The 20,752-nt window shown below is 73.7% G+C and carries 18 protein-coding genes; 9 read left to right on the plus strand and 9 right to left on the minus strand.

The window, feature by feature from the left end; all coding sequences use genetic code 11:
- Positions 1-50 precede the first annotated feature (50 nt).
- The 3 genes from ACZ3KP_RS15400 to ACZ3KP_RS15410 are packed head-to-tail and all read right to left on the minus strand — an operon-like array spanning position 51 to position 2,995.
- Positions 51-821, minus strand: coding sequence for an SDR family NAD(P)-dependent oxidoreductase (locus ACZ3KP_RS15400; RefSeq protein WP_467499754.1), 771 nt, complete (start codon positions 819-821; stop codon positions 51-53).
- 12 nt (positions 822-833) lie between these two features.
- Positions 834-1,754, minus strand: coding sequence for an LLM class F420-dependent oxidoreductase (locus ACZ3KP_RS15405; protein WP_467499756.1), 921 nt, complete (start codon positions 1,752-1,754; stop codon positions 834-836).
- The gene (locus tag ACZ3KP_RS15410; protein ID WP_358974054.1) at positions 1,751-2,995 is read right to left on the minus strand and encodes an amidohydrolase family protein; all 1,245 of its coding nucleotides are present in this window, start codon (positions 2,993-2,995) and stop codon (positions 1,751-1,753) included. Before ACZ3KP_RS15410 ends, ACZ3KP_RS15405 begins: the two co-directional genes overlap by 4 nt.
- Before the next feature lie 255 nt (positions 2,996-3,250).
- Here ACZ3KP_RS15410 and afsR point away from each other — a divergent pair, with 255 nt between their 5' ends.
- Together afsR and ACZ3KP_RS15420 are read left to right on the plus strand one after the other, a co-directional pair.
- Positions 3,251-6,202, plus strand: a complete 2,952-nt coding sequence (gene afsR / locus ACZ3KP_RS15415) for an SARP-family global regulator AfsR (protein WP_467499758.1) — start codon at positions 3,251-3,253, stop codon at positions 6,200-6,202.
- 232 nt (positions 6,203-6,434) lie between these two features.
- Positions 6,435-6,650, plus strand: coding sequence for a hypothetical protein (locus ACZ3KP_RS15420; protein WP_467499760.1), 216 nt, complete (start codon positions 6,435-6,437; stop codon positions 6,648-6,650).
- A gap of 91 nt (positions 6,651-6,741) precedes the next feature.
- Here the strand turns inward: ACZ3KP_RS15420 and ACZ3KP_RS15425 are convergent, their stop codons facing one another.
- Complete coding sequence (locus ACZ3KP_RS15425) at positions 6,742-8,328, minus strand: FadD3 family acyl-CoA ligase (RefSeq protein ID WP_467499762.1); 1,587 nt, start codon at positions 8,326-8,328, stop codon at positions 6,742-6,744.
- Positions 8,329-8,424: 96 nt separating this feature from the next.
- On the opposite strand from ACZ3KP_RS15425, the gene ACZ3KP_RS15430 reads away from it, so the two are divergent.
- The 3 genes from ACZ3KP_RS15430 to ACZ3KP_RS15440 are packed head-to-tail and all read left to right on the plus strand — an operon-like array spanning position 8,425 to position 10,773.
- The gene (locus ACZ3KP_RS15430) at positions 8,425-9,588 is read left to right on the plus strand and encodes a lipid-transfer protein (protein ID WP_132891598.1); all 1,164 of its coding nucleotides are present in this window, start codon (positions 8,425-8,427) and stop codon (positions 9,586-9,588) included.
- Position 9,589: 1 nt separating this feature from the next.
- Positions 9,590-10,003, plus strand: coding sequence for a Zn-ribbon domain-containing OB-fold protein (locus tag ACZ3KP_RS15435; protein WP_467499765.1), 414 nt, complete (start codon positions 9,590-9,592; stop codon positions 10,001-10,003).
- A complete protein-coding gene (locus ACZ3KP_RS15440; RefSeq protein ID WP_467499767.1) occupies positions 10,000-10,773 on the plus strand; it encodes an enoyl-CoA hydratase/isomerase family protein in 774 nt (257 codons plus the stop codon). Before ACZ3KP_RS15435 ends, ACZ3KP_RS15440 begins: the two co-directional genes overlap by 4 nt.
- Before the next feature lie 106 nt (positions 10,774-10,879).
- On the opposite strand, the gene ACZ3KP_RS15445 is transcribed toward ACZ3KP_RS15440, so the two are convergent.
- Complete coding sequence (locus tag ACZ3KP_RS15445; RefSeq protein WP_467499769.1) at positions 10,880-13,222, minus strand: outer membrane protein assembly factor BamB family protein; 2,343 nt, start codon at positions 13,220-13,222, stop codon at positions 10,880-10,882.
- 198 nt (positions 13,223-13,420) lie between these two features.
- Complete coding sequence (kbpA, locus tag ACZ3KP_RS15450) at positions 13,421-14,143, minus strand: AfsK-binding protein KbpA (protein ID WP_467499771.1); 723 nt, start codon at positions 14,141-14,143, stop codon at positions 13,421-13,423.
- A 168-nt stretch (positions 14,144-14,311) separates the two neighbouring features.
- Here kbpA and ACZ3KP_RS15455 point away from each other — a divergent pair, with 168 nt between their 5' ends.
- Positions 14,312-14,959, plus strand: a complete 648-nt coding sequence (locus ACZ3KP_RS15455; protein WP_358974076.1) for a TetR/AcrR family transcriptional regulator — start codon at positions 14,312-14,314, stop codon at positions 14,957-14,959.
- A 66-nt stretch (positions 14,960-15,025) separates the two neighbouring features.
- Here ACZ3KP_RS15455 and ACZ3KP_RS15460 read toward each other — a convergent pair whose 3' ends face one another.
- Positions 15,026-15,478, minus strand: a complete 453-nt coding sequence (locus ACZ3KP_RS15460) for an Lrp/AsnC family transcriptional regulator (RefSeq protein WP_467499773.1) — start codon at positions 15,476-15,478, stop codon at positions 15,026-15,028.
- An 82-nt stretch (positions 15,479-15,560) separates the two neighbouring features.
- On the opposite strand from ACZ3KP_RS15460, the gene ACZ3KP_RS15465 reads away from it, so the two are divergent.
- On the plus strand, positions 15,561-16,181 hold the full coding sequence (locus tag ACZ3KP_RS15465) for a LysE family translocator (protein WP_467499775.1): 621 nt from the start codon (positions 15,561-15,563) through the stop codon (positions 16,179-16,181).
- 512 nt (positions 16,182-16,693) lie between these two features.
- Here ACZ3KP_RS15465 and ACZ3KP_RS15470 read toward each other — a convergent pair.
- Both ACZ3KP_RS15470 and ACZ3KP_RS15475 read right to left on the minus strand, forming a co-directional pair.
- On the minus strand, positions 16,694-17,164 hold the full coding sequence (locus tag ACZ3KP_RS15470) for a nitroreductase family deazaflavin-dependent oxidoreductase (RefSeq protein ID WP_467499777.1): 471 nt from the start codon (positions 17,162-17,164) through the stop codon (positions 16,694-16,696).
- A complete protein-coding gene (locus ACZ3KP_RS15475; RefSeq protein WP_467499779.1) occupies positions 17,161-18,345 on the minus strand; it encodes an acyl-CoA dehydrogenase family protein in 1,185 nt (394 codons plus the stop codon). The genes ACZ3KP_RS15470 and ACZ3KP_RS15475 overlap by 4 nt, the downstream gene beginning before the upstream one ends.
- A 98-nt stretch (positions 18,346-18,443) precedes the next feature.
- Here ACZ3KP_RS15475 and ACZ3KP_RS15480 point away from each other — a divergent pair, with 98 nt between their 5' ends.
- Both ACZ3KP_RS15480 and ACZ3KP_RS15485 read left to right on the plus strand, forming a co-directional pair.
- Positions 18,444-19,613 carry a thiolase C-terminal domain-containing protein gene (locus ACZ3KP_RS15480; protein WP_467499781.1) on the plus strand — a complete coding sequence of 390 codons (1,170 nt, stop codon included), beginning with the start codon at positions 18,444-18,446 and terminating at the stop codon, positions 19,611-19,613.
- Positions 19,614-19,744: 131 nt separating this feature from the next.
- On the plus strand, positions 19,745-20,752 hold the full coding sequence (locus ACZ3KP_RS15485) for an expansin EXLX1 family cellulose-binding protein (RefSeq protein ID WP_467499783.1): 1,008 nt from the start codon (positions 19,745-19,747) through the stop codon (positions 20,750-20,752).

Here is a 20,752-nt window from a genome sequence, read left to right on the forward strand (position 1 = left end):
TCCTACGACTTTCTGACGTTGCGTCAGAAACGTCAATAGCTGACAGTACGTCAGATGACGCTGACCCCGGCCAGCCATCCCCCGTCGATCACGAACGGCTGCCCGGTGATGTACGACGAGTCGTCCGAGGTCAGGAACAGTGCCAGCCGGGCCACCTCCTCGGCCCGCCCGATCCGCCCCAGCGGCACGAGCTTGCGGTACAGCTCGTCCAGGGCCCGGCTCATCTCCGTCGGGTCCGCGTCCGGGTCCAGCCGCGCCGGGTTGGACATCGGGGTGTCGATGGCGCCGGGGCAGATCGCGTTGACGCGGATCCCCCGGTCGGCGAGTTCCAGGGCGGCGACCCGGGTGAGGCCGAGCACCGCGTGCTTGGTCGCCGCGTACGTGCCCACCGCCGCCATCCCGGTCAGCGCGGTGTAGGACGCGGTGTTGACGATGGTCCCGCCGTCGGCCAGCTCCGGCGCCACCGTCTTCATGCCGAGGAAGCAGCCGACCTGGTTGACCTGCACGACCTGCATGAACTCGTCGAGGGGCGTGTCCACGAGGGCGTTGAAGCGCAGGATGCCCGCGTTGTTCACCAGCCCGTCGAGACGGCCGTACGCCTTCTTCGCGGCGGCGACGGCGGCCTGCCACTCCTGCTCCACACCGACGTCGAGGTGGACGTAGGCCGCCCCGATCTCCTTGGCGAGCGCCTCGCCCTGGTCGTCCAGCACGTCGGCCACGACCACCCGCGCGCCCTCCGCCACGAAGAGCCGCGCCTCCTGCTCACCCTGTCCGCGCGCCGCCCCGGTGACGATGACGACCCGCCCGTCCAGCTTGCCCATGCCCTGCACTCCTCAGGTCAGGTGGGGCGCGACCTCGGCCCCGAACGCGGTGATCTGGTCGACGAGTTCGGTGCGGCCCCGGCTGCGGAACCGCACCTGGATCTGGTCCACGCCCATCGCGCCGTACGCCCGCAGCGACTCGGCGAGGGACTCGGGGGCGCCGCTGAGGGTGCGGCGGCCGACGTCCCAGCCGGGCGTGCCGACGTACAGCGGCTCGGTGATCGCGCCGACCGTCAGCGGCCCGGTCGCTCCGGCCTCCTCGCGCAGCCGCCGCAGCCGGTCGATCTGGGCCGGGAGACGGTCCCTCGGGTCGCCCTGCGGCAGCCAGCCGTCGCCCTTGAGCGCGGCCCGCCGCACGGCCGCCGGCGAGGACCCGCCGACCCACACCGGGATCCGCCGCTGGGCGGGGCGGGGTCGCTGGCCGAGTTCCTCGAAGTCGTAGAACTTCCCGTGGTGGACCGGGAACTCGTCCGCCCCCAGCGCCGCCCGCAGCGCGTCGATCGTCTCGTCGAGCACCGCGCCCCGCCGCCGGAAGTCCACCCCGAGCACCTCGAACTCCTCCCGTACGTGCCCGGCCCCGACCCCGAGGATCAGCCGGCCGCCGGAGAGGTGGTCGAGGGTCGCGTACTGCTTGGCGGAGAGCAGGGGGTGGCGCAGCGCGACGACGGCGACATGGCTGAGCAGGCGGACCCGCTCGGTCACGGCGGCGAGGTGGGCGAGGGTGGCGACGGGGTCGTACCAGACCGTGCTCATCGCGGGGGCCAGCCGGCGCGGGATCGCCACGTGGTCGCAGACGGCGAGGTAGGCGAAGCCGGCCCGGTCCACGGCCCGCGCGATCTCGACGAGGTCGGCGGCGCCCGCCCCGGCCTCCCAGCGCTCCGCGTACATCGTGGACTGGGACTGGACCGGGAGCTGGATGCCGTAGTCGGTCACCGCGGACCGCCCCAGAGACCCTCCGGGGTGAGTCCCAGCAGGTCGATGGCGTTGCCGCGGACGATCCGCTCCACCACGTCCGGTGCGAGGTGGCCCATCTGCGCCTCGCCGACCTCCCTCGACTTCGGCCAGGTGGAGTCGGAGTGCGGGTAGTCGGTCTCGTAGAGGACGTTGCCGAGGCCGATCGCGTCGAGGTTCCGCAGGCCGAAGGCGTCGTCGAAGAAGCAGCCGTAGACGTGGTCGGCGAAGAGTTCGGAGGGCGGCCGGGTGACCTTGTCGGCGACCCCGCCCCAGGCCCGGTTCTCCTCCCAGACGACGTCGGCGCGTTCCAGGATGTAGGGGATCCAGCCGATCTGGCCCTCGGCGTACATCACCTTCAGGTGGGGGAAGCGTTCGAACTTGCCGCTCATCAGCCAGTCGACCATCGAGAAGCAGCAGTTCGCGAAGGTGATGGTGGAGCCGACGGCGGGCGGGGCGTCCTCGGACGTGGAGGGCATCCTGCTGCTGGAGCCGATGTGCATGGCGACGACCGTGCCGGTCTCGTCGCAGGCGGCGAGGAAGGGGTCCCAGGCGTCGGTGTGGACGGAGGGCAGCCCGAGGTGCGGGGGTATCTCGGAGAAGGCGACGGCGCGGACCCCGCGGGCCGCGTTGCGGCGGACCTCGGCGGCGGCCAGCTCGGCGTCCCAGAGGGGGATGAGGATCAGGGGGATCAGACGGCCCCGGGCGAGCGGGCCGCACCACTCCTCCACCATCCAGTCGTTGTAGGCCCGCACGCACAGCAGCGCCAGCTCGCGGTCGGCGGCCTCGGTGAAGGTCTGCCCGCAGAAGCGCGGGAAGGTGGGGAAGCAGAGGGCGGACTGGACGTGGTTGACGTCCATGTCGGCGAGTCGCTGCGGCACGTCGTAGGAGCCCGCGCGCATCTGCTCGTACGTGATCACTTCGAGCTTGATCTCGTCGCGGGAGTAGCCGACGGCGGTGTCGAGGCGGGTGAGGGGGCGGTGCAGGTCCTCGTAGATCCACCAGTCGCCGACCGGGCCGTCCTCGCCCGGCGCGCCCATCACGGGCTTGAACCGGCCGCCGAGGAAGCTCATCTCCCGCAGCGGGGCGCGGACGATGCGCGGCCCGGTGTCCAGGTACTTCTTCGGGAGGCGGGACTGCCAGACGTCCGGCGGCTCCACGGTGTGGTCGTCGACGGAGATGATCAGCGGAAGGGTGCCGTCCTGGATGTCGTCACTGTCCATGGCGCTCACGGTAGCGCCGATCTGACGAACCGTCAGCTCTTGTGATGACGGTTCGTCAGCGGTGCGCGGCGGCGCGCCGGCCGCTCCGGGGAGAATCGTTCTGCCAGGGAACCGGCCCGCTCGCGGGGCTCGTCGTCACGTGAAGACTCTGTGGACCACCGCGTGTCGCCCTGTGATCGGCGTCTCGCCCGGCTGACGCAACCCGGCTGAACAAGGCAAACTGACGGGGTGAGTCGGGTGTCTAGGGGGACGGGCATGGACGGTGGACCGCGGGTACCGGAGCAGCGGCGCCCCTCCTCCGCGGCGGAGGCGGCGGCGTTGCGCTTCAGCGTGCTCGGTCCGGTGCGCGCCTGGCGTGCGGAGGAGCCGCTCCACACCGGCTCCCCGCAGCAACGCGCGCTGCTCGCCGCCCTGTTGCTGCGCGAGGGCCGGACGGCCACCGCGGCCGAGCTGATCGACGCGCTGTGGGGTCCCGAGCCGCCCTCGCAGGCGCTGGCGGCGGTCCGCACGTACGCCTCCCGGCTCCGCAAGATCCTGGACCCCGGGGTCCTGGTCAGCGAGTCCGGCGGGTACGCGGTGCGCGGGCTCGGCGAGGGCGCCCTGGACCTGGCCGCCGTGCAGGACCTGGCGGCGGAGGCGGAGAAGGCGAAGAGCGCCGGGGACCTGCGCCGGGCCCGGGACGTCCTGAACCGGGCGCTGGCCCGGTGGGACGGCGAACCGCTGGCGGGCGTCCCCGGCCCGTACGCCGACGCCCAGCGGGCCCGCCTGGAGGAGTGGCGCCTGCAACTGCTGGAGTCACGCCTGGAGATGGACCTGGAACAGGGCTGCCACGCGGAGACGGTGTCGGAGCTGACGGCGCTGACCGCCGCGCACCCGCTCCGCGAGCGGCTCCGTGAACTCCTCATGCTCGCCTTGTACCGCAGCGGCCGGCAGGCCGAGGCGCTCGCCGTGTACGCCGACACCCGCCGGCTGCTCGCCGAGGAACTCGGCGTGGACCCGCGGCCCGGCCTGCGCGAGCTGCAGCAGCGGATCCTCCAGGCCGACCCGGCCCTCGCGGAGCCCTCCGCCCCCGCGGCCGAGCCGCCCGCCGCCGCGGTGCGCCCCGCCCAACTCCCGGCGACCGTGCCCGACTTCACCGGGCGTTCCGCCTTCGTCGCCGAGCTGAGCGAGGTGCTGGCCTCGGCGGAGGGCCGGGTGATGGCCGTGTCCGCGCTGGCGGGCATCGGGGGCGTCGGCAAGACCACCCTCGCCGTGCACGTGGCCCACCAGGCGCGGGCGGCCTTCCCGGACGGCCAGCTGTACGTCGACCTCCAGGGCGCCGGGGCACAGGCGGCGGACCCGGAGACGGTCCTCGGCTCCTTCCTGCGCGCCCTCGGCACGCCGGGCTCCGCCATCCCCGACTCCCTCGACGACCGGGCGGCCCTGTACCGCTCGGTCCTGGACGGCCGCCGGGTGCTCGTCCTGCTGGACAACGCGAAGGACGCGGCCCAGGTACGACCGCTGCTGCCCGGCACGGAGGGCTGCGCGGCCCTGGTCACCTCCCGGGTCCGGATGGTCGACCTGGCCGGGGCGCACCTGGTCGACCTGGACGTGATGTCCCCCGAGGAGGCGCTCCAGCTCTTCACGAGGATCGTCGGCGAGGAGCGGGTGGCCGCGGAGCGCGAGGCGGCCCTGGACGTCGTCGCGGCCTGCGGTTTCCTCCCGCTCGCGATCCGGATCGCGGCGTCGCGGCTCGCGTCGCGCCGCACTTGGACGGTGTCGGTGCTGGCGGCGAAGCTCGCCGACGAACGCCGCCGCCTCGACGAACTCCAGGCCGGTGACCTCGCGGTGAAGGCGACCTTCGAGCTGGGCTACGGCCAGCTGGAACCGGCCCAGGCCCGCGCCTTCCGGCTGCTCGGCCTGGCCGACGGCCCGGACATCTCCCTCGCCGCGGCCGCGGCGGTCCTCGACCTCCCGGCGGAGGACACCGAGGACCTCCTGGAGGCCCTGGTCGACACCTCCCTGCTGGAGTCGGCGGCACCGGGCCGCTACCGCTTCCACGACCTGGTCCGGCTCTACGCACGCGCGTGCGCGGAACGGGACGAGCAGCCGCCGGGCGAACGCGAGGCGGCGCTGTCCCGCCTGCTGGACTTCTACCTGGCCACGGTGGCCGGGGTGTACGCGAGCGACCGGCCCGGCGACCGGCTGGTGGACCACCTGGAGACCACCGCGTACCCGGGGCTGGCCTTCCAGGACCGCCACCGGGCGCAGGACTGGCTCTACGCGGAGGCGATGTGCCTGCTGGCCTGCGTCCGCCAGTCGACGGCGCCGGCGCTGCTGCGGCGGGCCGTGGACCTGCTGTGGGCGGCCGTCGACCTGACGGAGTCGGGGCTGTACTCCCGGGAGTACGAGACGACGGCCACCTGCGTGCGGGACGCGGCGCGTGCCGCGGCGGACGTGCGGGCGGAGGGCCGCGCCCTGGTCACGCTGGCCAACGGCCACCATCTGATCGGTCGTTTCGAGCTGGCGAACGAGCAGGCGAGCGAGGCGGTCCGGCTGTCGGCCCTGGCGGACGACCCGCTGCCCGGCTGCTGGGCGTCGAACATGCTCGGCATCATCGCGATCTACCACAACCGGCTGGAGGACGGCGAGGTTCACCTCACCCGCGCCATCGACAGTTTCCGCGCCTGCGGGGACGAGCCCGGCGAGGCCAGCGCGCTCTGCAACCTCTCCCGGATCCGGCTGTCCATGGGGCAGACCACGAGCGCGGTCCGGCTCGCCCAGCAGGGCACGGACATGTACGACGCCATGGGGCACGCGCTGAAGGGCGCCAACGGCCGCTACGCGCTGGGCCTCGCGCTCACCAGGGGTGGGCAGTACGAGCAGGCCGCCGAGCGTCTCCAGGAGGCTCTGGAGGTGTTCCGGGACTGCCGGATGCGGCTGTGGGAGGGGATGTCCCTGTTCCGGCTCGCCGAACTCGACCTGGCGGCCGGGCGGCCGGCCCAGGCCGCGACCAACGCCGAGTCCGCCCTCACCCTGCTGCGCGGCGTCGGCGGGGAGTGGCGGCGCGGGAACGTGCTGTCGGTGCTCGGCCAGGCCCTGAGCCGGATCGGGCACTCCGGCCGGGCGACGGTGTGCTGGCGCGACGCCCTCGCCATCTTCGAAGGGCTCGGGGCGACCGAGGCCGAGGAGGTCAGGGCCCTGCTCAAGGCGGGCGCCGTCGCCTGAGCCGAGGCCCGAGCGGGGCCGGGGCCCGGACCGGCGGGGGCGTTCATCATTCGTTTATCGCGTGAGGGCACTCTCGTCGTGTCGATCCGTCGCGTCGGGGGGCAGACGGTTCGGCCGGAGGCCGCGCCCTTAAGGTGAAGCGGCCCGGATGCGTCCGTCCGGCGGCCCTACGGGGGAGTCGCCGGACGGACGTTCCTGCCCACAGCGTCAGAAACATTCAGGGGAGCGAACGATGAGCGACGAGACGAAGACCACCGAGGGCGGCGCGGCGACCACCGAGAGCGCCGAGATCACCACGCTGAACAGTCACGCCACCAGCGAGCCCCTGAACATCACGACGCTGAACAGCCACGCCACCAGTGAGCCGCTGAACGGCACCGTCCTCACGGCGGACGCGGGCACCACCGTCACGCCGGACAACTCGCACGCCACGGACGAGAAGGCCTGACGAAGGACCACACCCGGACGGGGACGGCCGCGGCGGCGCGGAGGGGGAGCCGCCGCGGCCGAGGTGTGTCGTGGCGGAGGCGCGCCTCGCGTCATCCGGTACCGGTGACGGGCCGGCCCCGCAGCGCCCCCTTGAGCACCTTCCCGCTCGCGTTCCTCGGCAGTTCCGTCACGAAGTCCACCGTGCGCGGCACCTTGTAGTTCGCCATCTCGCGGCGGGCCCAGGCGATCAGGTCGTCGGCGGTCAGGGGGGCGCCCGGGCGGCGTACCACGAAGGCCTTGCCGACCTCGCCGAGGCGGGCGTCCGGTACGCCGATCACCGCCACGTCGGCGACGTCCGGGTGCAGGCCGAGCAGTTGCTCTATCTCCGCCGGGTAGGCGTTGAAGCCGCCGACGATGAACATGTCCTTCAGGCGGTCGGTGATGCGGAGGTTGCCCGCCGCGTCCAGGACCCCGACGTCCCCCGTGCGCAGCCAGCCGTCCGGGGTGAGGGCGGCGGCCGTCGCCGCCGGGTCCTCGTAGTAGCCGCGCATCACGTTGAAGCCGCGGACCAGCACCTCCCCGGCCTCGTCCACCCGCACCTCGGTCCCGGGTATCGCCCGGCCGGAGGTCGACGCGATCACCGTCGGGTCGTCGCCCCGGCGGCACATCGTGACGATCCCGCTCGCCTCCGAGAGGCCGTAGGCGGTGAGGACCGTCTCGACGCCGAGTTCCCCGCGCAGGCGCTCGACGAGCCGCAGGGGTACGACGGCCGCTCCCGTCACCACCAGCCGCAGCGCGGACAGGTCGTGGGTGTCGCGTGCCGGGTGGTCCAGGAGGGACTGGTGCAGGGTCGGCGGCCCGGGGAGCACCGACACCCGCTCCGTCGCCACGTTCGCCAGGACCGCCGCCACGTCGAACACCGGCTGCGGGATCATCGTGGCGCCCCGCATCAGGCAGGCGATCACGCCGGCCTTGTAGCCGAAGGTGTGGAAGAAGGGGTTGACGATGAGGTAGCGGTCGTCGGTGCGCAGGCCCGCCAGGTCCGCCCACACCTCGTAGGCGCGCAGGGTCTGCGCATGCGTGATCATCGCGCCCTTGGGGCGGCCGGTGGTGCCCGAGGTGAAGACGAGGTCGGAGAGGCAGTCGCCGTCCAGTGCGGCCGACCTGGCCGCCACCTCGCCGGCCCCGACGCCCTCTCCGGCCGCCAGGAAGTCCTTCCAGGTGCGGAAGTCGGCGGGCGCGTCCGCCGCCAGCACCACCACGTCCCGCAGCTCCGGCAGGCCGGGCAGCGGACCGGACCCGGCGCCCTCCCCCGCCGCCCTGCGCAGTGACGCCACGTACGAGGTGCCGAGGAAGGTGCCCGTCACGAACAGCAGCCGGGCCCCGCTCCGGCGCAGCACGTCCGCCGCCTCGGCGCCCTTGAAACGGGTGTTCAGCGGGACCAGCACCCCGCCCGCCGACACCGCGCCCAGCGCCGCGACGATCCACTCCAGGGAGTTCGGCGCCCAGATGCCCACCCGGTCGCCCGTCCTGACGCCCGCGGCCATGCAGGCGGCCGCCGCCCGTTCCACCCGGGCGCCCAGCTCGGTGTAGTCGATCCGGGTCCGGCCGTCCACCACCGCCTCGGCGTCCCCGTACCGCCGCGCCGCCGACCGCACCAGTCCCGGAACGGTCCCCCACTCCATGTCACCGCGCACAACCGGCCTCCCCGAACACATAGCTGACTGTCCGTCAGATTAGCTGTAGCCTGACGGCCTGTCAGCAAACCGCGACAGCCGTGGAGGTGCGGGCACATGGCCGGTCTCAGGGACATCAAGGACGCCACCGCCATCGTCGGGATCGGGCAGACCCGCTTCGCCAAACGGCTCGACGAGGACGAGCGGACCCTCGCCTGCCGGGCCGTCCTCGCCGCCCTCGACGACGCCGGCATCGACCCCGGCGAGGTCGACGCCCTCGCCTCCTTCACCATGGAGGAGACGGACGAGGTGGAGCTGGCGAAGGCGGTCGGGTTCGGCGACCTGACCTACTTCGGCAAGGTGGGGTACGGGGGCGGCGGCTCCTGCGCCACGGTCGCGCACCTCGCCGCCGCGATAGCGAGCGGGCAGGCGACGGTCGGCGTCGCCTGGCGGTCCCGCAAACGCGGCTCGGGCCCCCGCCCCTGGACCAACACCACCGTCCAACTTCCCACCCCGGCCCAGTGGACCCGGCCCTTCGGCCTGCTCCGGCCCGCCGACGAGATAGCCATGCTCACCCGCCGCTACCTGCACGAGTACGGCGCCACCCGCGACCACCTCTTCAACGTCGCCCTCGCCTGCCGCAACCGCGCCAACCAGAACCCCGCCGCGATCATGTACGACCGCCCGCTCACCCGCGAGATGTACATGACCTCCCGCTGGATCAGCGAGCCCCTGTGCCTCTTCGACAACTGCCTGGAGACGGACGGCGCGCTGGCCTGCGTGGTCGTCTCCCGGGAGCGGGCCCGGGACTGCGCCAAGGCCCCCGTCTACGTCCACGCCGCCGCCCAGGGCCTGCCCGCCCAGCACCACGGCATGGTCAACTACTGGAACGACGACCCCCTCACCGGACCCGCCTGGACCGCCGCCCGGCACCTGTGGAAGCACGCCGACCTCACCCCCGAGGACGTGGACGTCGCCCAGATCTACGACGCGTTCACCGCCCTCGTCCCGCTCTCCCTGGAGGGGTACGGGTTCTGCGGGCGGGGAGAGGGCGGGGCGTTCACGGAGGGGGGTGCCCTGGAGATCGGCGGGCGGCTGCCGCTCAACACCGGCGGCGGCGGCCTCAGCGAGGCCTACGTACACGGCTTCAACCTCATCACCGAGGGCGTGAAGCAGCTGCGCGGCACCAGTACCGCGCAGGTCCCCGGCGCCGTCAGCTGCCTGGTCACCGCCGGTGAAGGGGTTCCCACCTCCGCCCTCCTCCTCACCAACCGGAGCTGAGATGCTGCGACCGGTCACCGACACCGACGGCGCGCCCTTCTGGGAGTACGCGGCGCGCGGCGAACTGCGCGTCCAGGCCTGTGCCGACTGCCACGAACCCCGGTTCCCGCCCCGCCCGTGCTGCCCGCACTGCCGGTCCTTCGCGAGCGAGTGGCGGCCGACGAGCGGACGCGGCCGTATCTGGTCGTACGTCGTCCCGCACCCGCCGCTGCTGCCGGACTACGCCGCGCAGGCGCCGTACAACGTCGTGGTGGTCGAGCTGGACGACGCACCCCGGGTGCGGCTGGTGGGCAACGTGGTCAGCGAGGCCGGCGCGCCTCTCAACTCCGTCTCGCCGGACCGGATCCGGATCGGCGCCCGGGTGCAGGCGGTCTTCGCGGACGGTCTGCCGCAGTGGGTCCTGGAGCGGCCGTGACCCTGCGCGTCGCGACCGACAAGGAGACCGGGGTCGCCGTCGTCACCCTGGACCGCCCCGGGAAGCTCAACGCCATCGACCTGCCGACGGCCACCGAACTCTCGGCGACCTGGCGGGCGTTGCGCTTCGACGACGCGGTACGGGCCGTCGTCCTCACCGGGGCGGGCGGACGGGCCTTCAGCACCGGTCTCGACCGGGGCGCGGTGGTGCCGCAGCCCTCGTCGCCGTACAGCCAGGACGATCCGCTGCTCGCGATCGGGCCGAAGACGAACGACCTGTGGAAGCCGGTGGTCGCGGCGGTCGCCGGGATGGCCTGCGGGGGCGCCTTCTACCTGCTGGGCGAGTGCGACTTCGTGATCGCCGACGAGACCGCGACCTTCTTCGACCCGCACACCTCCTACGGCATGGTCAGCGCGTACGAGTCGGTGCTGATGGCCCAGCGGATGCCGTACGGGGAGGTGGCGCGGATGGTACTGATGGGCAACGCCGAGCGGGTCTCGGCGCGGCGGGCGTACGAGGTGGGGCTGGTGTCCGAAGTGACGGGCCCCGGACGGGCGTTGGACGCCGCCGTGCGGTGCGCGACCGTGATCGCCGGGTATCCGACGGAAGGGGTGCAGGGGAGCGTGCGGGCGCTGTGGGCGGCGAAGGGGGCGGGACGGGAGCGGGGGTTCGCGACGGCGCCGCACCTCATCACGCTGGGGAACCTGCCGGAAGAGCGGCAGGCGGAGCTGTTCGGGGGCCGGTCGCGCAGCGCCCCGCACATCCGGTGAACGGGGGCCGCCAAAGGGGGAGCGGCTCTGTGCCGTCGGGCGGCTGCGGGTGGGTTGTGGGCTGGTCGCGACTCACCCGTGGCCGCCCCCCGACCGGAGGCGCCCCTCACGCCGTGCGCGCCGTCCCCGTCCCCTTCTCCGCGTCCAACGCGTACACGCACCTGTCCTTGCTGCACGCGTACACGACCCCGTCGCGCACCACCGGCGACCCGGTGATCTCGCCCCCGGTGGCCAGCTTCCAGCGCAACCGCCCGTCGTCGGCCTTCAGGGTGTACAGGAGGTGGTCGGTGGAGCCGAAGTGGATCCGGCCCTCGGCCACCGCCGGGGCACCCACCACGTCGCCGCCCGCCTGGAAGCGCCACTTGGGCGTCCCGGTGACCGCGTCCAGCGTGTACAGCCCCTTGCCGCTGCCGACGTGCACGTGGCCGGCGGCCACCAGCACCGGCTCGATCGACGCCCGGGCCTCGGTGGCGATGCGCCAGCGGTCGCGCCCGTCGGTGGCGTCGAGGGCGTAGACGGTGCCGAGGTAGTCGGCGAGGTAGATGCCCCCGCCGGTGACCGCCGGTCCCGGCACGAACGTCGGCGGGGAGAGGAACACCGCCGGTGCCTCGAAGTGCCAGCGCACCCGCCCCGTCGCGGTGTCGATGGCGATGACGCGGGTGCCCGCGCTGGCGTACACGAAGCCGTCGTCGGCGTGGGTGAGGCGGACCGGGACGCCGCCGCAGGAGGCCGCGTCGCCGATGGGGTACGACCAGCGTTCGTCGCCGGTACGGGCGTCCAGCGCGCGCAGCCTGGCGTCCTGCCAGACGAAGACCGTGCCGTCGTACAGGGAGGGCCCGGACTCGGGGGTCTCGAAGTCGGTCTGGGCGCCGGACAGCTCCCAGAGCTTCTGCCCGTTGGAGGCCTCCCAGGCCTGGACCCCGCCGCCCCGGGTGCCGGTGACCAGGGTGCCGCGGTCGGCCTTGAGGGAGTACACCCAGGCGTCGGTGGACAGCCGCCACAGGTCGCCGCCCTCGCGGGCCTCCAGGGCGAACAGGGTGGGTCCGTCGGAGGCGTGGATACGGCCGTCGGCGACCGCCATGGACCAGGCGACGTCCCGGGTCTTGAAGCGGCGGCGGCCGGTGGCGACGTCGAGGGCGTGCACCTCGAAGGAGGTGACGTAGACGAGGTCGCCGTCGACGGAGGGGGTGCCCCAGACGTCGTTGGACATCCGGAACCGCCAGGGCCGCCAGCCGGACGCCGTCTCCGGGGGCTGGACGGGCACCGGCGGTACGACGGGGTCGACGCCGTTGACGCCGGGGCCGGGGCGGGACCAGCTGGCCACCAGACCGGCCTCGGGCGGGGGTGCCTTGACGGCGGCGGCGCGGGCGTCGGCGACGCGCGGGCCCGGCCCGATGGGGACCTGGGCGCCGGCCAGCCGGACCGGGCCGGCGTCGGGGGCGCCGACCGGCACGGGCGCGGGGACCGCGGGGTCGTACGACGGTGGCGGCGGGAGGACCGGACGGCCGCCGCTGCGGGCGCCGGACGGGTGCGCGGAGGGTTTCACGGCGGGGCGGCCGCCGCGGCGGGACTCGATCAGCCCGACCGCCTTCTCGGGCAGCCAGGCCGATGCCGTACCGCTGTCGTCGGAGCCGGAGCCGAACAGGTGGGGCGCCAGCTGGGCCTGGAGGTCGGCCGGGTTGGGGCGGGCGGCGGCCTCCATCTGCATGCAGGACTCGATGAGCGGGCGCAGCTCGTCCGGGAGGCCTTCGAGGTCCGGGCCCTCGCGCAGCAGCATGAAGACGGTCTCGACCGGGTTGGCGCCGTGGAAGGGCGGGTGGCCGGTGGCCGCGAAGACCAGCATGGAGCCGAGCGAGAAGACGTCGCTGGCGCCGGTCACGCTGCGGGAGTCCTTGGCCTGCTCCGGGGACATGTAGGCGGGGGTGCCGACGGCGACGTTCGTCATGGTCAGGCGGGTGTTGGAGACACCGGAGGCGATGCCGAAGTCGATCACTCGCGGGCCGTCCTCCACCACGAGGACGTTGGAGGGCTTGAGGTCGCGGTGGACCAGTCCGGCGCCGTGGATCGACTGGAGGGCCTCGGCGACGCCCGCGGCGAGCCAGCGCACGGCCTGGGCCGGCAGCGGCCCGCAGTCGTTCACTATCTCTTCGAGCGAGGGCGCCGGCACGTAGGCGGTGGCGAGCCACGGCACGGCGGCGCGCGGGTCGGCGTCGACGACGGCCGCCGTGTAGAAACCGGAGACCGCGCGGGCCGCCTCCACCTCGCGGGTGAAGCGGACCCGGAACAGCTGGTCCTCGGCGAGCTCGGTCCGGACCGTCTTGATCGCCACGCGCCGGCCGGACGCCGAGCGCGCCAGATAGACCAGCCCCATGCCGCCGGCCCCCAGCCGTCCCAGCACCTCGAACGGCCCGATCCGCCGCGGATCGTGCTGCGTCAGCTGATCCACCACTTGCCTGCCACCTCCCCGTACGGGCCCCGTCACCCACATATGTACGCGACCCCGTGCAGCGTCTCACCACCGCACCGCCATGGCGGCACGCACCCCGATTCTTCCTGGCCCGGCCACAGGTTGCGAACCCGGTGACCAGTCGGGGTGTCTCATGACAAAGTGAGACATTTACCCACCGAAAGCCGCCTTCCGGTGGCCTCAGCGTTGCAGCAGCGCGAAGGACGCCCCCTGATTGTCGGTCACGACGGCCACTTTTCCGTACGACGTCTCGAAGGGCGGCGCCTGGACCCGGCCGCCGAGCCGCCGGACCGCCTCGGCCGCGGCCTCCACGTCCCCGGTGCGGAAGTGCACGACGAACTGGGCCGGCATCCCGGCCGCGAACACCTCGGTCACCGGGGCGCGGCCGAAGTCCGGGTCGGCGCCCGCCCCGAAGAGGGCGTCGTGGAAGACCTGGGCGTAGAAGGTGTCGGCGGCGCCGGTGTCAGGGGTGTAGAGCTGCGCCCAGGCGAAGCCGCCCGGGGCGTGCCGCAGGCCGAAACCGGCGTGGGCGGCGGCCTGCCAGACGCCGAAGACGGCCCCCTGCGCATCGGTGACCAGCGCGGCGGTGCCGAGCTCGCGGACGGGCGCGGGGGCCGTCACGACCTGCCCGCCGGCCGTCAGGATGCGCCGGCACAGACCCGCCGCGTCGGGGGTGGCGAAGTAGACCGTCCAGACGGTGGGCATCCGGCCGTCCCGCTTCCGCGCGAGCCGTGCCACGTCCGCACCGGCCAGCCGGGCCCACGCGGAACCGTTCCCGGCGTCCGCGAACGTCCACCCGAAGAGGTCACCGTAGAACCGCTTGCCCGCCTCGACGTCGGGAAGCTGCACGTCCACCCAGCACGGGACGCCCTCCGGGTATTCGGATGCCCTGTTTTCGGCCATGTCGTCAAAGTAACCGTCCGGCCCGCGCCGCGCAGACCAGCCGCACCCACCCGGAGTGACCGGGGCATTCCCGTCCGTTTCCCTTCCGGGCAGGCCCCCCCCGCACCCGCGCACCCCATTTGCAGTCGGCCGAATCGCGCTCCGATCACCCCTCGGTAAGCTGACGGCATGACAGGACAAGTGCGTACCGTCGACGGCCGCGTGGCCGGTCGGCGTGGGCAGGCGACCCGGCAGAAGCTGCTCGACTGCCTCAGCGAGATGCTCAGCTCCTCCCCTTACCGGGACGTCAAGGTCATCGATGTCGCCCGGAGGGCGGGGACTTCGCCCGCGACCTTTTACCAGTACTTCCCGGACGTCGAAGGCGCCGTCCTGGAGATCGCCGAGCAGATGGCCACCGAGGGCGGCCAGTTGACGGAACTGCTGGCGGGGCGCTCCTGGGTCGGCAAGGCCGGCTGGGCGACCGCGCAGGAACTCGTGGACGGGTTCCTGGAGTTCTGGCGCAAGAACGAGGCGATCCTGCGCGTGGTCGACCTCGGGGCCGCCGAAGGGGACAAACGGTTCTACAAGATCCGTATGAAGATCCTGAACTCGGTGAACAACTCCCTGGCCGACTCCGTCGCGGAGTTGCAGTCCAAGGGCCGGGTCGACAAGGACGTGAACCCGGCCGCGGTGGCCGGTTCGCTGGTCGCGATGCTCGCGGCCGTCGCCTCGCACCAGAAGGGTTTCCAGAGCTGGGGTGTGAAGCAGGCCGAACTCAAGCCGAACCTGGCGCTGTTGGTGCACCTGGGCGTGACCGGGAAGAAGCCCACGAAGTAGCACCCGCGCGAAGTCCTGTCTGGCAGGCGGTGGTTCACACACAGCGGTGAACCACCGCCTGTCGCCCTACGCGGGCAGCGGCCGGTCGCGCACCACGTGCTTCATCACCAGGGTCGAGGTGAGGCGCTGCACCCCCGGCAGGGTCGCGAGCCGTTCGTCGTAGAGCCGCTGGAAGGCGGCGAGGTCGGCGGTGGCCACCCGCAGCAGGTAGTCCGGTTCGCCGAACAGCCGCTGCGCGTCCAGCACATGGGGGATCTCGACGAGCGCCCGCTCGAAGTCGGCGACCGTGTCCCGGTCCTCCTGCCGCATCGACACGAAGACCAGCGCCTCGAAGGTCAGCCCCACCGCGGCCGGGTCCACCACCGCCCGGTAGCCGCTGATCGCCCCCGACCGCTCCAGCTCGCGCAGCCGGCGGTGGCAGGGCGAGACACTCAGCCGCACCCGTCCGGCCAGCTCCGTCACGGTCAGCCGGCCGTCCTGCTGGAGCTCGGCAAGGATTTTCCGGTCCACGTCGTCCATGGGGTAGATTCTCCCCTGAAACCGCTGGTCACGCGCAAACTTCGACAACACTTTCGAGCCGAACGCGCCTAGTGTCCCCAGCATGGACACCGCACCCCTGCTCTCCTTCCTCGCCGTCGACCTGCTGCTGGTCTGCGTCCCGGGCGCCGACTGGGCGTACGTGATCGCCGCGGGCGTGCGCGGCCGCTCGGTCGCGCGGGCGGTGGCGGGGCTGGTGGCGGGGTACGCGCTGCACACGGCACTGGCGGTCGCGGGACTCGCGGTGCTGGTGGCGGGTTCGCCGCGGCTCCTGACCGCGCTCACGGCGGCGGGCGCCGGCTACCTGCTGTGGCTGGGCTGGGGCGTACTGCGCCACCCGGCGGTGCCGCAGGAGGCGGGGGGCGGGGCGGACGGCGAGCGGGACCCCGGGGGCTTCTGGCGGGGGGCCGCGATCAGTGGGCTGAACCCCAAGGGGCTGCTGCTCTACCTCTCCGTGCTCCCGCAGTTCCTGGTCACCGAGGGGAACCACGCCCCGGTCGCCGTCCAGACGGCCGTGCTCGGCACCCTGCACATGGCCTGCTGCGCCGCCGTCTACCTGACCGTCGGCACCCTGGCCCGCCGCCTGCTCGCCGCCCGCCCCGGCGCGGCCCGCGCGGTCACCCGCACCTCGGGCGCGGCGATGCTCGGCATCGGCGCCCTCCTCCTCGCCCAGCACGCCCTGTGACCCGGCGCGTCCGCCGTCAAGGCCCGGAGTCCGCCGCCTGCAACCGGGCCACGGACCCCCCGTCCGGCGTCCGCCGATGCCGTCCGGTGTCCGTGGCGCTCCGCCCGGTGTCCGCATACTCGTCCGGCATCCGTAGCGTTCCGCCCGGTGTGCGCCCGCCCGGTTCCGTCCGCCGCCCGGCCGCCCCCACGGCCCGCTCGCCGCATCCACCCCGGCGTCCGCGTGCGCCGCGCGTGCCGGAGGCTCCGCCGCCCCGGGTGACGGTCAGGTACAGGTAGTCGCCACTCCCCGTTGCGCACCGTCCGGCATCCACCTCCGCAGCCCGCTCCCCACACCCACACCCGCACCCGCACCCGCACCCACCTTGGCCGTGCGCCGTCCGGCATCCGCGTTGGCCGTTCGGCGCTCCGACGTCGCATTACGTCCATGCCGTCCATGCCGTGCCGCGACCGATGCGCCGTCCTCCGTCCGCCTCTGCCGTCCCGGTGCTCGCCCCTGCTGTCCCGCGTCCGCTAGGGCGTTCTCCGGGTGAGTCGGAAGACTCTGATCTCGCGGTCCACCCGGGCCTGGTAGGCGGCGTACGGGGGCCAGAACGCCAGCAGTGCCTGCCAGGCCGTCGCCCGCTCCTGTCCGGTCAGCAGCCGGGCGGTGACGGGGATGTCCCGTCCCTTCCAGCTGATCTCGGCTTCGGGGTGCCGGAGCAGGTTGTGCGTCCAGGCCGGGTGCCCGGTCCGCCCGAAGTTCGACCCGACCAGGTACCAGCCGTCGCCGTCGGGCATGCACGCGAGCGGCGCCCGGCGGGGCTGCCCGCTGCGCGCCCCGGTGGAGGTGAGGATCACCCCGGGCAGCATCTGCGCGCTGAGCAGCACCCGGCCCCGGCTGAGCCGGTGCACGGCGCGGTCCAGCGCCGGGACCACATGCGGCGCCACCTTCGCGAACCCCCGCGTGGCGGACACCTTCTGCACCAGCCGTTCCCCGATCACATCGCCACCCCCGCTCCCTCGAACAGCCCGGCCCGCCCGGCCGCGTGGTCGCGCAGCCGGTGCACGGGCCCGAAGAGCAGCTCGTCCCCGGCGGCCCGCTTGAAGTACATGTGCGCCTCGTGCTCCCAGGTGAAACCGATCCCGCCGTGCAGCTGGATCCCCTCCCCCGCGGCCATCCGCAGCGCCTCCAGCGCCTGCGCGAGCGCGAGCCCGCCCACCCGCTCCCCACGGACCGCCGCCCAGGCCGCGTAGGAGGCCGCCGACCCGGCCGCGCGCACCGCCACGTACACGTCGGCCAGCCGGTGCTTGACGGCCTGGAAGGACCCGACGGGCCGCCCGAACTGCTCCCGCTGCTTCACGTACTCCACGGTCCGCTCCAGTATCCGGTCGGCCGCCCCCACGGCCTCGCACGCGAGCACGACGGCGGCCGTGTCCCCGACGGCGGCGAGGGCGGGGTGCACGTCGGTGTCCTCGTCGCCCAGCATCTCCGCCGCCACGTCCCGCAGTTGGACGCGCGCCTGGGCGCGGGTCGGGTCGAGGGCGGTGCGCCGGGTCCGGACGACCCCGGGGGCGTCCCCGGCCACCAGGAAGAGCAGGACCCGTGACCGGGCGTACCCCCCGGCGTGCGCGGGGACGAGCAGGAGGCCCGCGCTGTGCCCGTCCAGCACCTGGTCGGCCTCCCCGTACAGCCGCCAGCCCCCGTCGGTGCGCCGCGCCTGGACCCCGCCGGCCCGCCCGCCGCCGGCCCAGTCCCCGGCGAGCGGCCCGGTGAGCGCGAGGGCGGCGGCCAGCCGGGTGCCGGGGACGGCGAGGGCCGCGGTGAGGCCGCCGCCGGTGATCCTCGGGAGCAACTCGGCACGCTGGGCCCCGGTGCCGAGGGCGAGGAGCAGCGGGGCCGCGAGGACGGCGGTGGCGAGGAACGGGGAGGGGGCCAGGGCGCGCCCCAGCTCCTCGGCGGCCGGTGCGACCTCCCGGACGGTGCAGCCGACACCGCCGTACTCCTCGGGCAGCGCGAGTCCGGGCAGGCCGAGCTGCTCGGCGAGGGCGGTCCACAGGCCGGGGTCATGGCCGGGTGCCCGGTCGACGGCGGCCCGTACGTCCTGCGTTCCGCAGCGCTTGTGGAGCAGTTCCCGCAGGGCGCGCCGGATCTCGTCCTGCTCGTCGGTGAAGCGGGCGTCCATGACGGACCTCCTGACGATCTGACGGTCCGTCATGCTAGGGGGGCGGGATGCAGATGCACAGGGGCGGAGCGGGGCCGATCTGATGTACCGTCAGATTCATGACTGGACCCCGCAAGGTCGCCGTGGTCGGTGTGGCGCTCTCCGACTGCGGCCGGGTGGACGAGGCCACCCCCTACGCCCTGCACGCCCAGGCGGCCCGCCGGGCGCTGGCCGACGCGGGCCTCGGCCGGGAGGTGGTGGACGGCTTCGCGTCCGCCGGGCTCGGCACGCTCGCGCCGGTGGAGGTGGCCGAGTACCTGGGCCTGCGCCCCACCTGGGCCGACTCCACCTCCGTAGGGGGCGCCACCTGGGAGGTCATGGCGGCGCACGCGGCGGACGCGATCGCCGCGGGCCACGCGAACGCGGTCCTGCTCGTGTACGGCTCGACGGCCCGCGCCGACATCAGGGCGGGGCGCCGGACCGGCGACCTGTCCTTCGGCGCCCGGGGCCCGCTCCAGTTCGAGGTCCCCTACGGCCACACCCTCATCGCCAAGTACGCGATGGCCGCCCGCCGCCACATGATCGAACACGGTACGACCATCGAGCAGTTGGCCGAGGTGGCGGTCCAGGCCCGGGCGAACGCGGCGCTGAACCCGGAGGCGATGTTCCGGGACCCGATCACGGTCGACGACGTCCTGTCCGGACCGATGATCGCCGACCCCTTCACCAAGCTGCACTGCTGCATCCGCTCGGACGGCGGCGCGGCGGTGCTGCTGGCGGCCGAGGAGTACGTACCGGACTGCCGTACGGCGCCGGTGTGGGTGCTCGGCACGGGCGAGTGCGTGTCCCACGCGACGATGTCCGAGTGGCCCGACTTCACCGTGTCCCCGGCGGCGGTCAGCGGCGAACTGGCCTTCCGGCGGGCGGGCGTGACGCCTGCCGACGTCGACTTCGCGGAGATCTACGACGCGTTCACCTACATGACGCTGGTGACGCTGGAGGACCTGGGGTTCTGCGCGAAGGGCGAGGGCGGGGCGTTCGTGCAGAAGGGCCGGCTGCGGGTGGCGGGCGGCGAGCTTCCTGTGAACACCGACGGGGGCGGCCTGTCGGCCCAGCACCCCGGCATGCGGGGCCTGTTCCTGCTGGTGGAGGCGGTACGGCAGCTGCGCGGGGAGGGCGGTGACCGGCAGGTGCGGCGGGCCGGCGGGGAGCTGCCGGAGCTGGCGGTGGCGTCGGGGACGGGGGGCTGGTTCTGCTCCTCGGGGACGGTGGTGCTCGGACGCGGGTGAGCCGGACCGGCCTTTCGTCCGTATGGAGATTCGGCGTGCCGCGGCAACCTTTCCGGCCCCGGCGGCCACTGCCGTACCGGAAGCTCTCACGTTCGAAGAACGTGCACCGTCGACCGCGTAAGGATCACTCCGTGGCCTCCTCCTCACACCGCCGCCGTCCGCAGCCGGACCGGACCTTCGCATGGCGCCCGGTCCGCGCCCCGTTGCTCGCGGTGACCGCCGTCGCCGGCCTCGCCCTGCTGGTGACCCTGATCGTGGCCTTCCGTCCGGGCGGCTCGGGCGGCACCGGGCAGGACCGTGCCGTGTCCGCGTCCTCCTCGGCCACCGCGACCGGCACGCCGGAACCGGCGTCGGCGTCGGTGTCGGCGTCACCCACGTCGCCGAAATCGCCGTCGGCCTCGCCGAAAGCGGCGGCGATCAGATCCGCCACGCCGTCGGCGTCCGCGACCCGGACTTCGTCCTCCCCGGCCCGGCGGGCCTCGACCGGCACCGCCCGCACTCCGTCCACCACCACCGCCGCCGCGCCCGGCCGGATCCGCCCCGGGACCACCTACGACGGGGTCGCCACCTCCTACGACATCGGCAACGGCGACGGCGCCTGCTCGTACGGCCCCACCTCCGACGTGATGACGGCGGCGATGAACACCGCCGACTACGAGACGGCGAAGGCGTGCGGGGCGTTCGTGTCCGTCCGCGCGGCGAGCGGCACGTCGATCACGGTACGGATCACCAACGAGTGCCCGGCGCCCTGCGCGGTGGGCCAGCTCGACCTCAGCAGGCAGGCGTTCGCGAAGCTCGCGCCGCTCTCGGCCGGCCGGATCGCGGTCACCTGGAGCCTGCTCAGCCCGGCCACCTCCGACACCGTCTCCATCCGCTACAAGACCGGCTCCTCCCCGTACTGGTGCGGCATCCAGGCGATCGGCCACCGCAACCCGCTGGCCCGGCTCGAAGTGCGCACCGGCGGCGGCTGGCTGGCGCTGGCCCGCACCGGGTACAACTACTTCCTCTCCGAACACGGCACCGGCTGCGGGAGCGCCATCCGCCTCACCGACATCTACGGCGAACAACTCGTCGTCCCCGCACTGCCGGTACGCCCGAACACGGTCCAGCCGACGGGCCTCCAGTTCACCCGGCACTGA

It is taken from the genome of Streptomyces sp. NPDC020958 (assembly GCF_055562175.1).

What these genes read in the sequence shown, in the direction of transcription:
- afsR (WP_467499758.1), top strand. Translation starts at nt 3,251, where the DNA reads ATGGACGGTGGACCGCGGGTACCGGAGCAGCGGCGCCCCTCCTCCGCG.
- ACZ3KP_RS15480 (WP_467499781.1), top strand. Translation starts at nt 18,444, where the DNA reads ATGACTGGACCCCGCAAGGTCGCCGTGGTCGGTGTGGCGCTCTCCGAC.
- ACZ3KP_RS15420 (WP_467499760.1), top strand. Translation starts at nt 6,435, where the DNA reads ATGAGCGACGAGACGAAGACCACCGAGGGCGGCGCGGCGACCACCGAG.
- ACZ3KP_RS15460 (WP_467499773.1), bottom strand. Translation starts at nt 15,478, where the DNA reads ATGGACGACGTGGACCGGAAAATCCTTGCCGAGCTCCAGCAGGACGGC.
- ACZ3KP_RS15465 (WP_467499775.1), top strand. Translation starts at nt 15,561, where the DNA reads ATGGACACCGCACCCCTGCTCTCCTTCCTCGCCGTCGACCTGCTGCTG.
- ACZ3KP_RS15475 (WP_467499779.1), bottom strand. Translation starts at nt 18,345, where the DNA reads ATGGACGCCCGCTTCACCGACGAGCAGGACGAGATCCGGCGCGCCCTG.
- ACZ3KP_RS15400 (WP_467499754.1), bottom strand. Translation starts at nt 821, where the DNA reads ATGGGCAAGCTGGACGGGCGGGTCGTCATCGTCACCGGGGCGGCGCGC.
- ACZ3KP_RS15410 (WP_358974054.1), bottom strand. Translation starts at nt 2,995, where the DNA reads ATGGACAGTGACGACATCCAGGACGGCACCCTTCCGCTGATCATCTCC.
- ACZ3KP_RS15430 (WP_132891598.1), top strand. Translation starts at nt 8,425, where the DNA reads ATGGCCGGTCTCAGGGACATCAAGGACGCCACCGCCATCGTCGGGATC.
- ACZ3KP_RS15435 (WP_467499765.1), top strand. Translation starts at nt 9,590, where the DNA reads ATGCTGCGACCGGTCACCGACACCGACGGCGCGCCCTTCTGGGAGTAC.
- kbpA (WP_467499771.1), bottom strand. Translation starts at nt 14,143, where the DNA reads ATGGCCGAAAACAGGGCATCCGAATACCCGGAGGGCGTCCCGTGCTGG.
- ACZ3KP_RS15455 (WP_358974076.1), top strand. Translation starts at nt 14,312, where the DNA reads ATGACAGGACAAGTGCGTACCGTCGACGGCCGCGTGGCCGGTCGGCGT.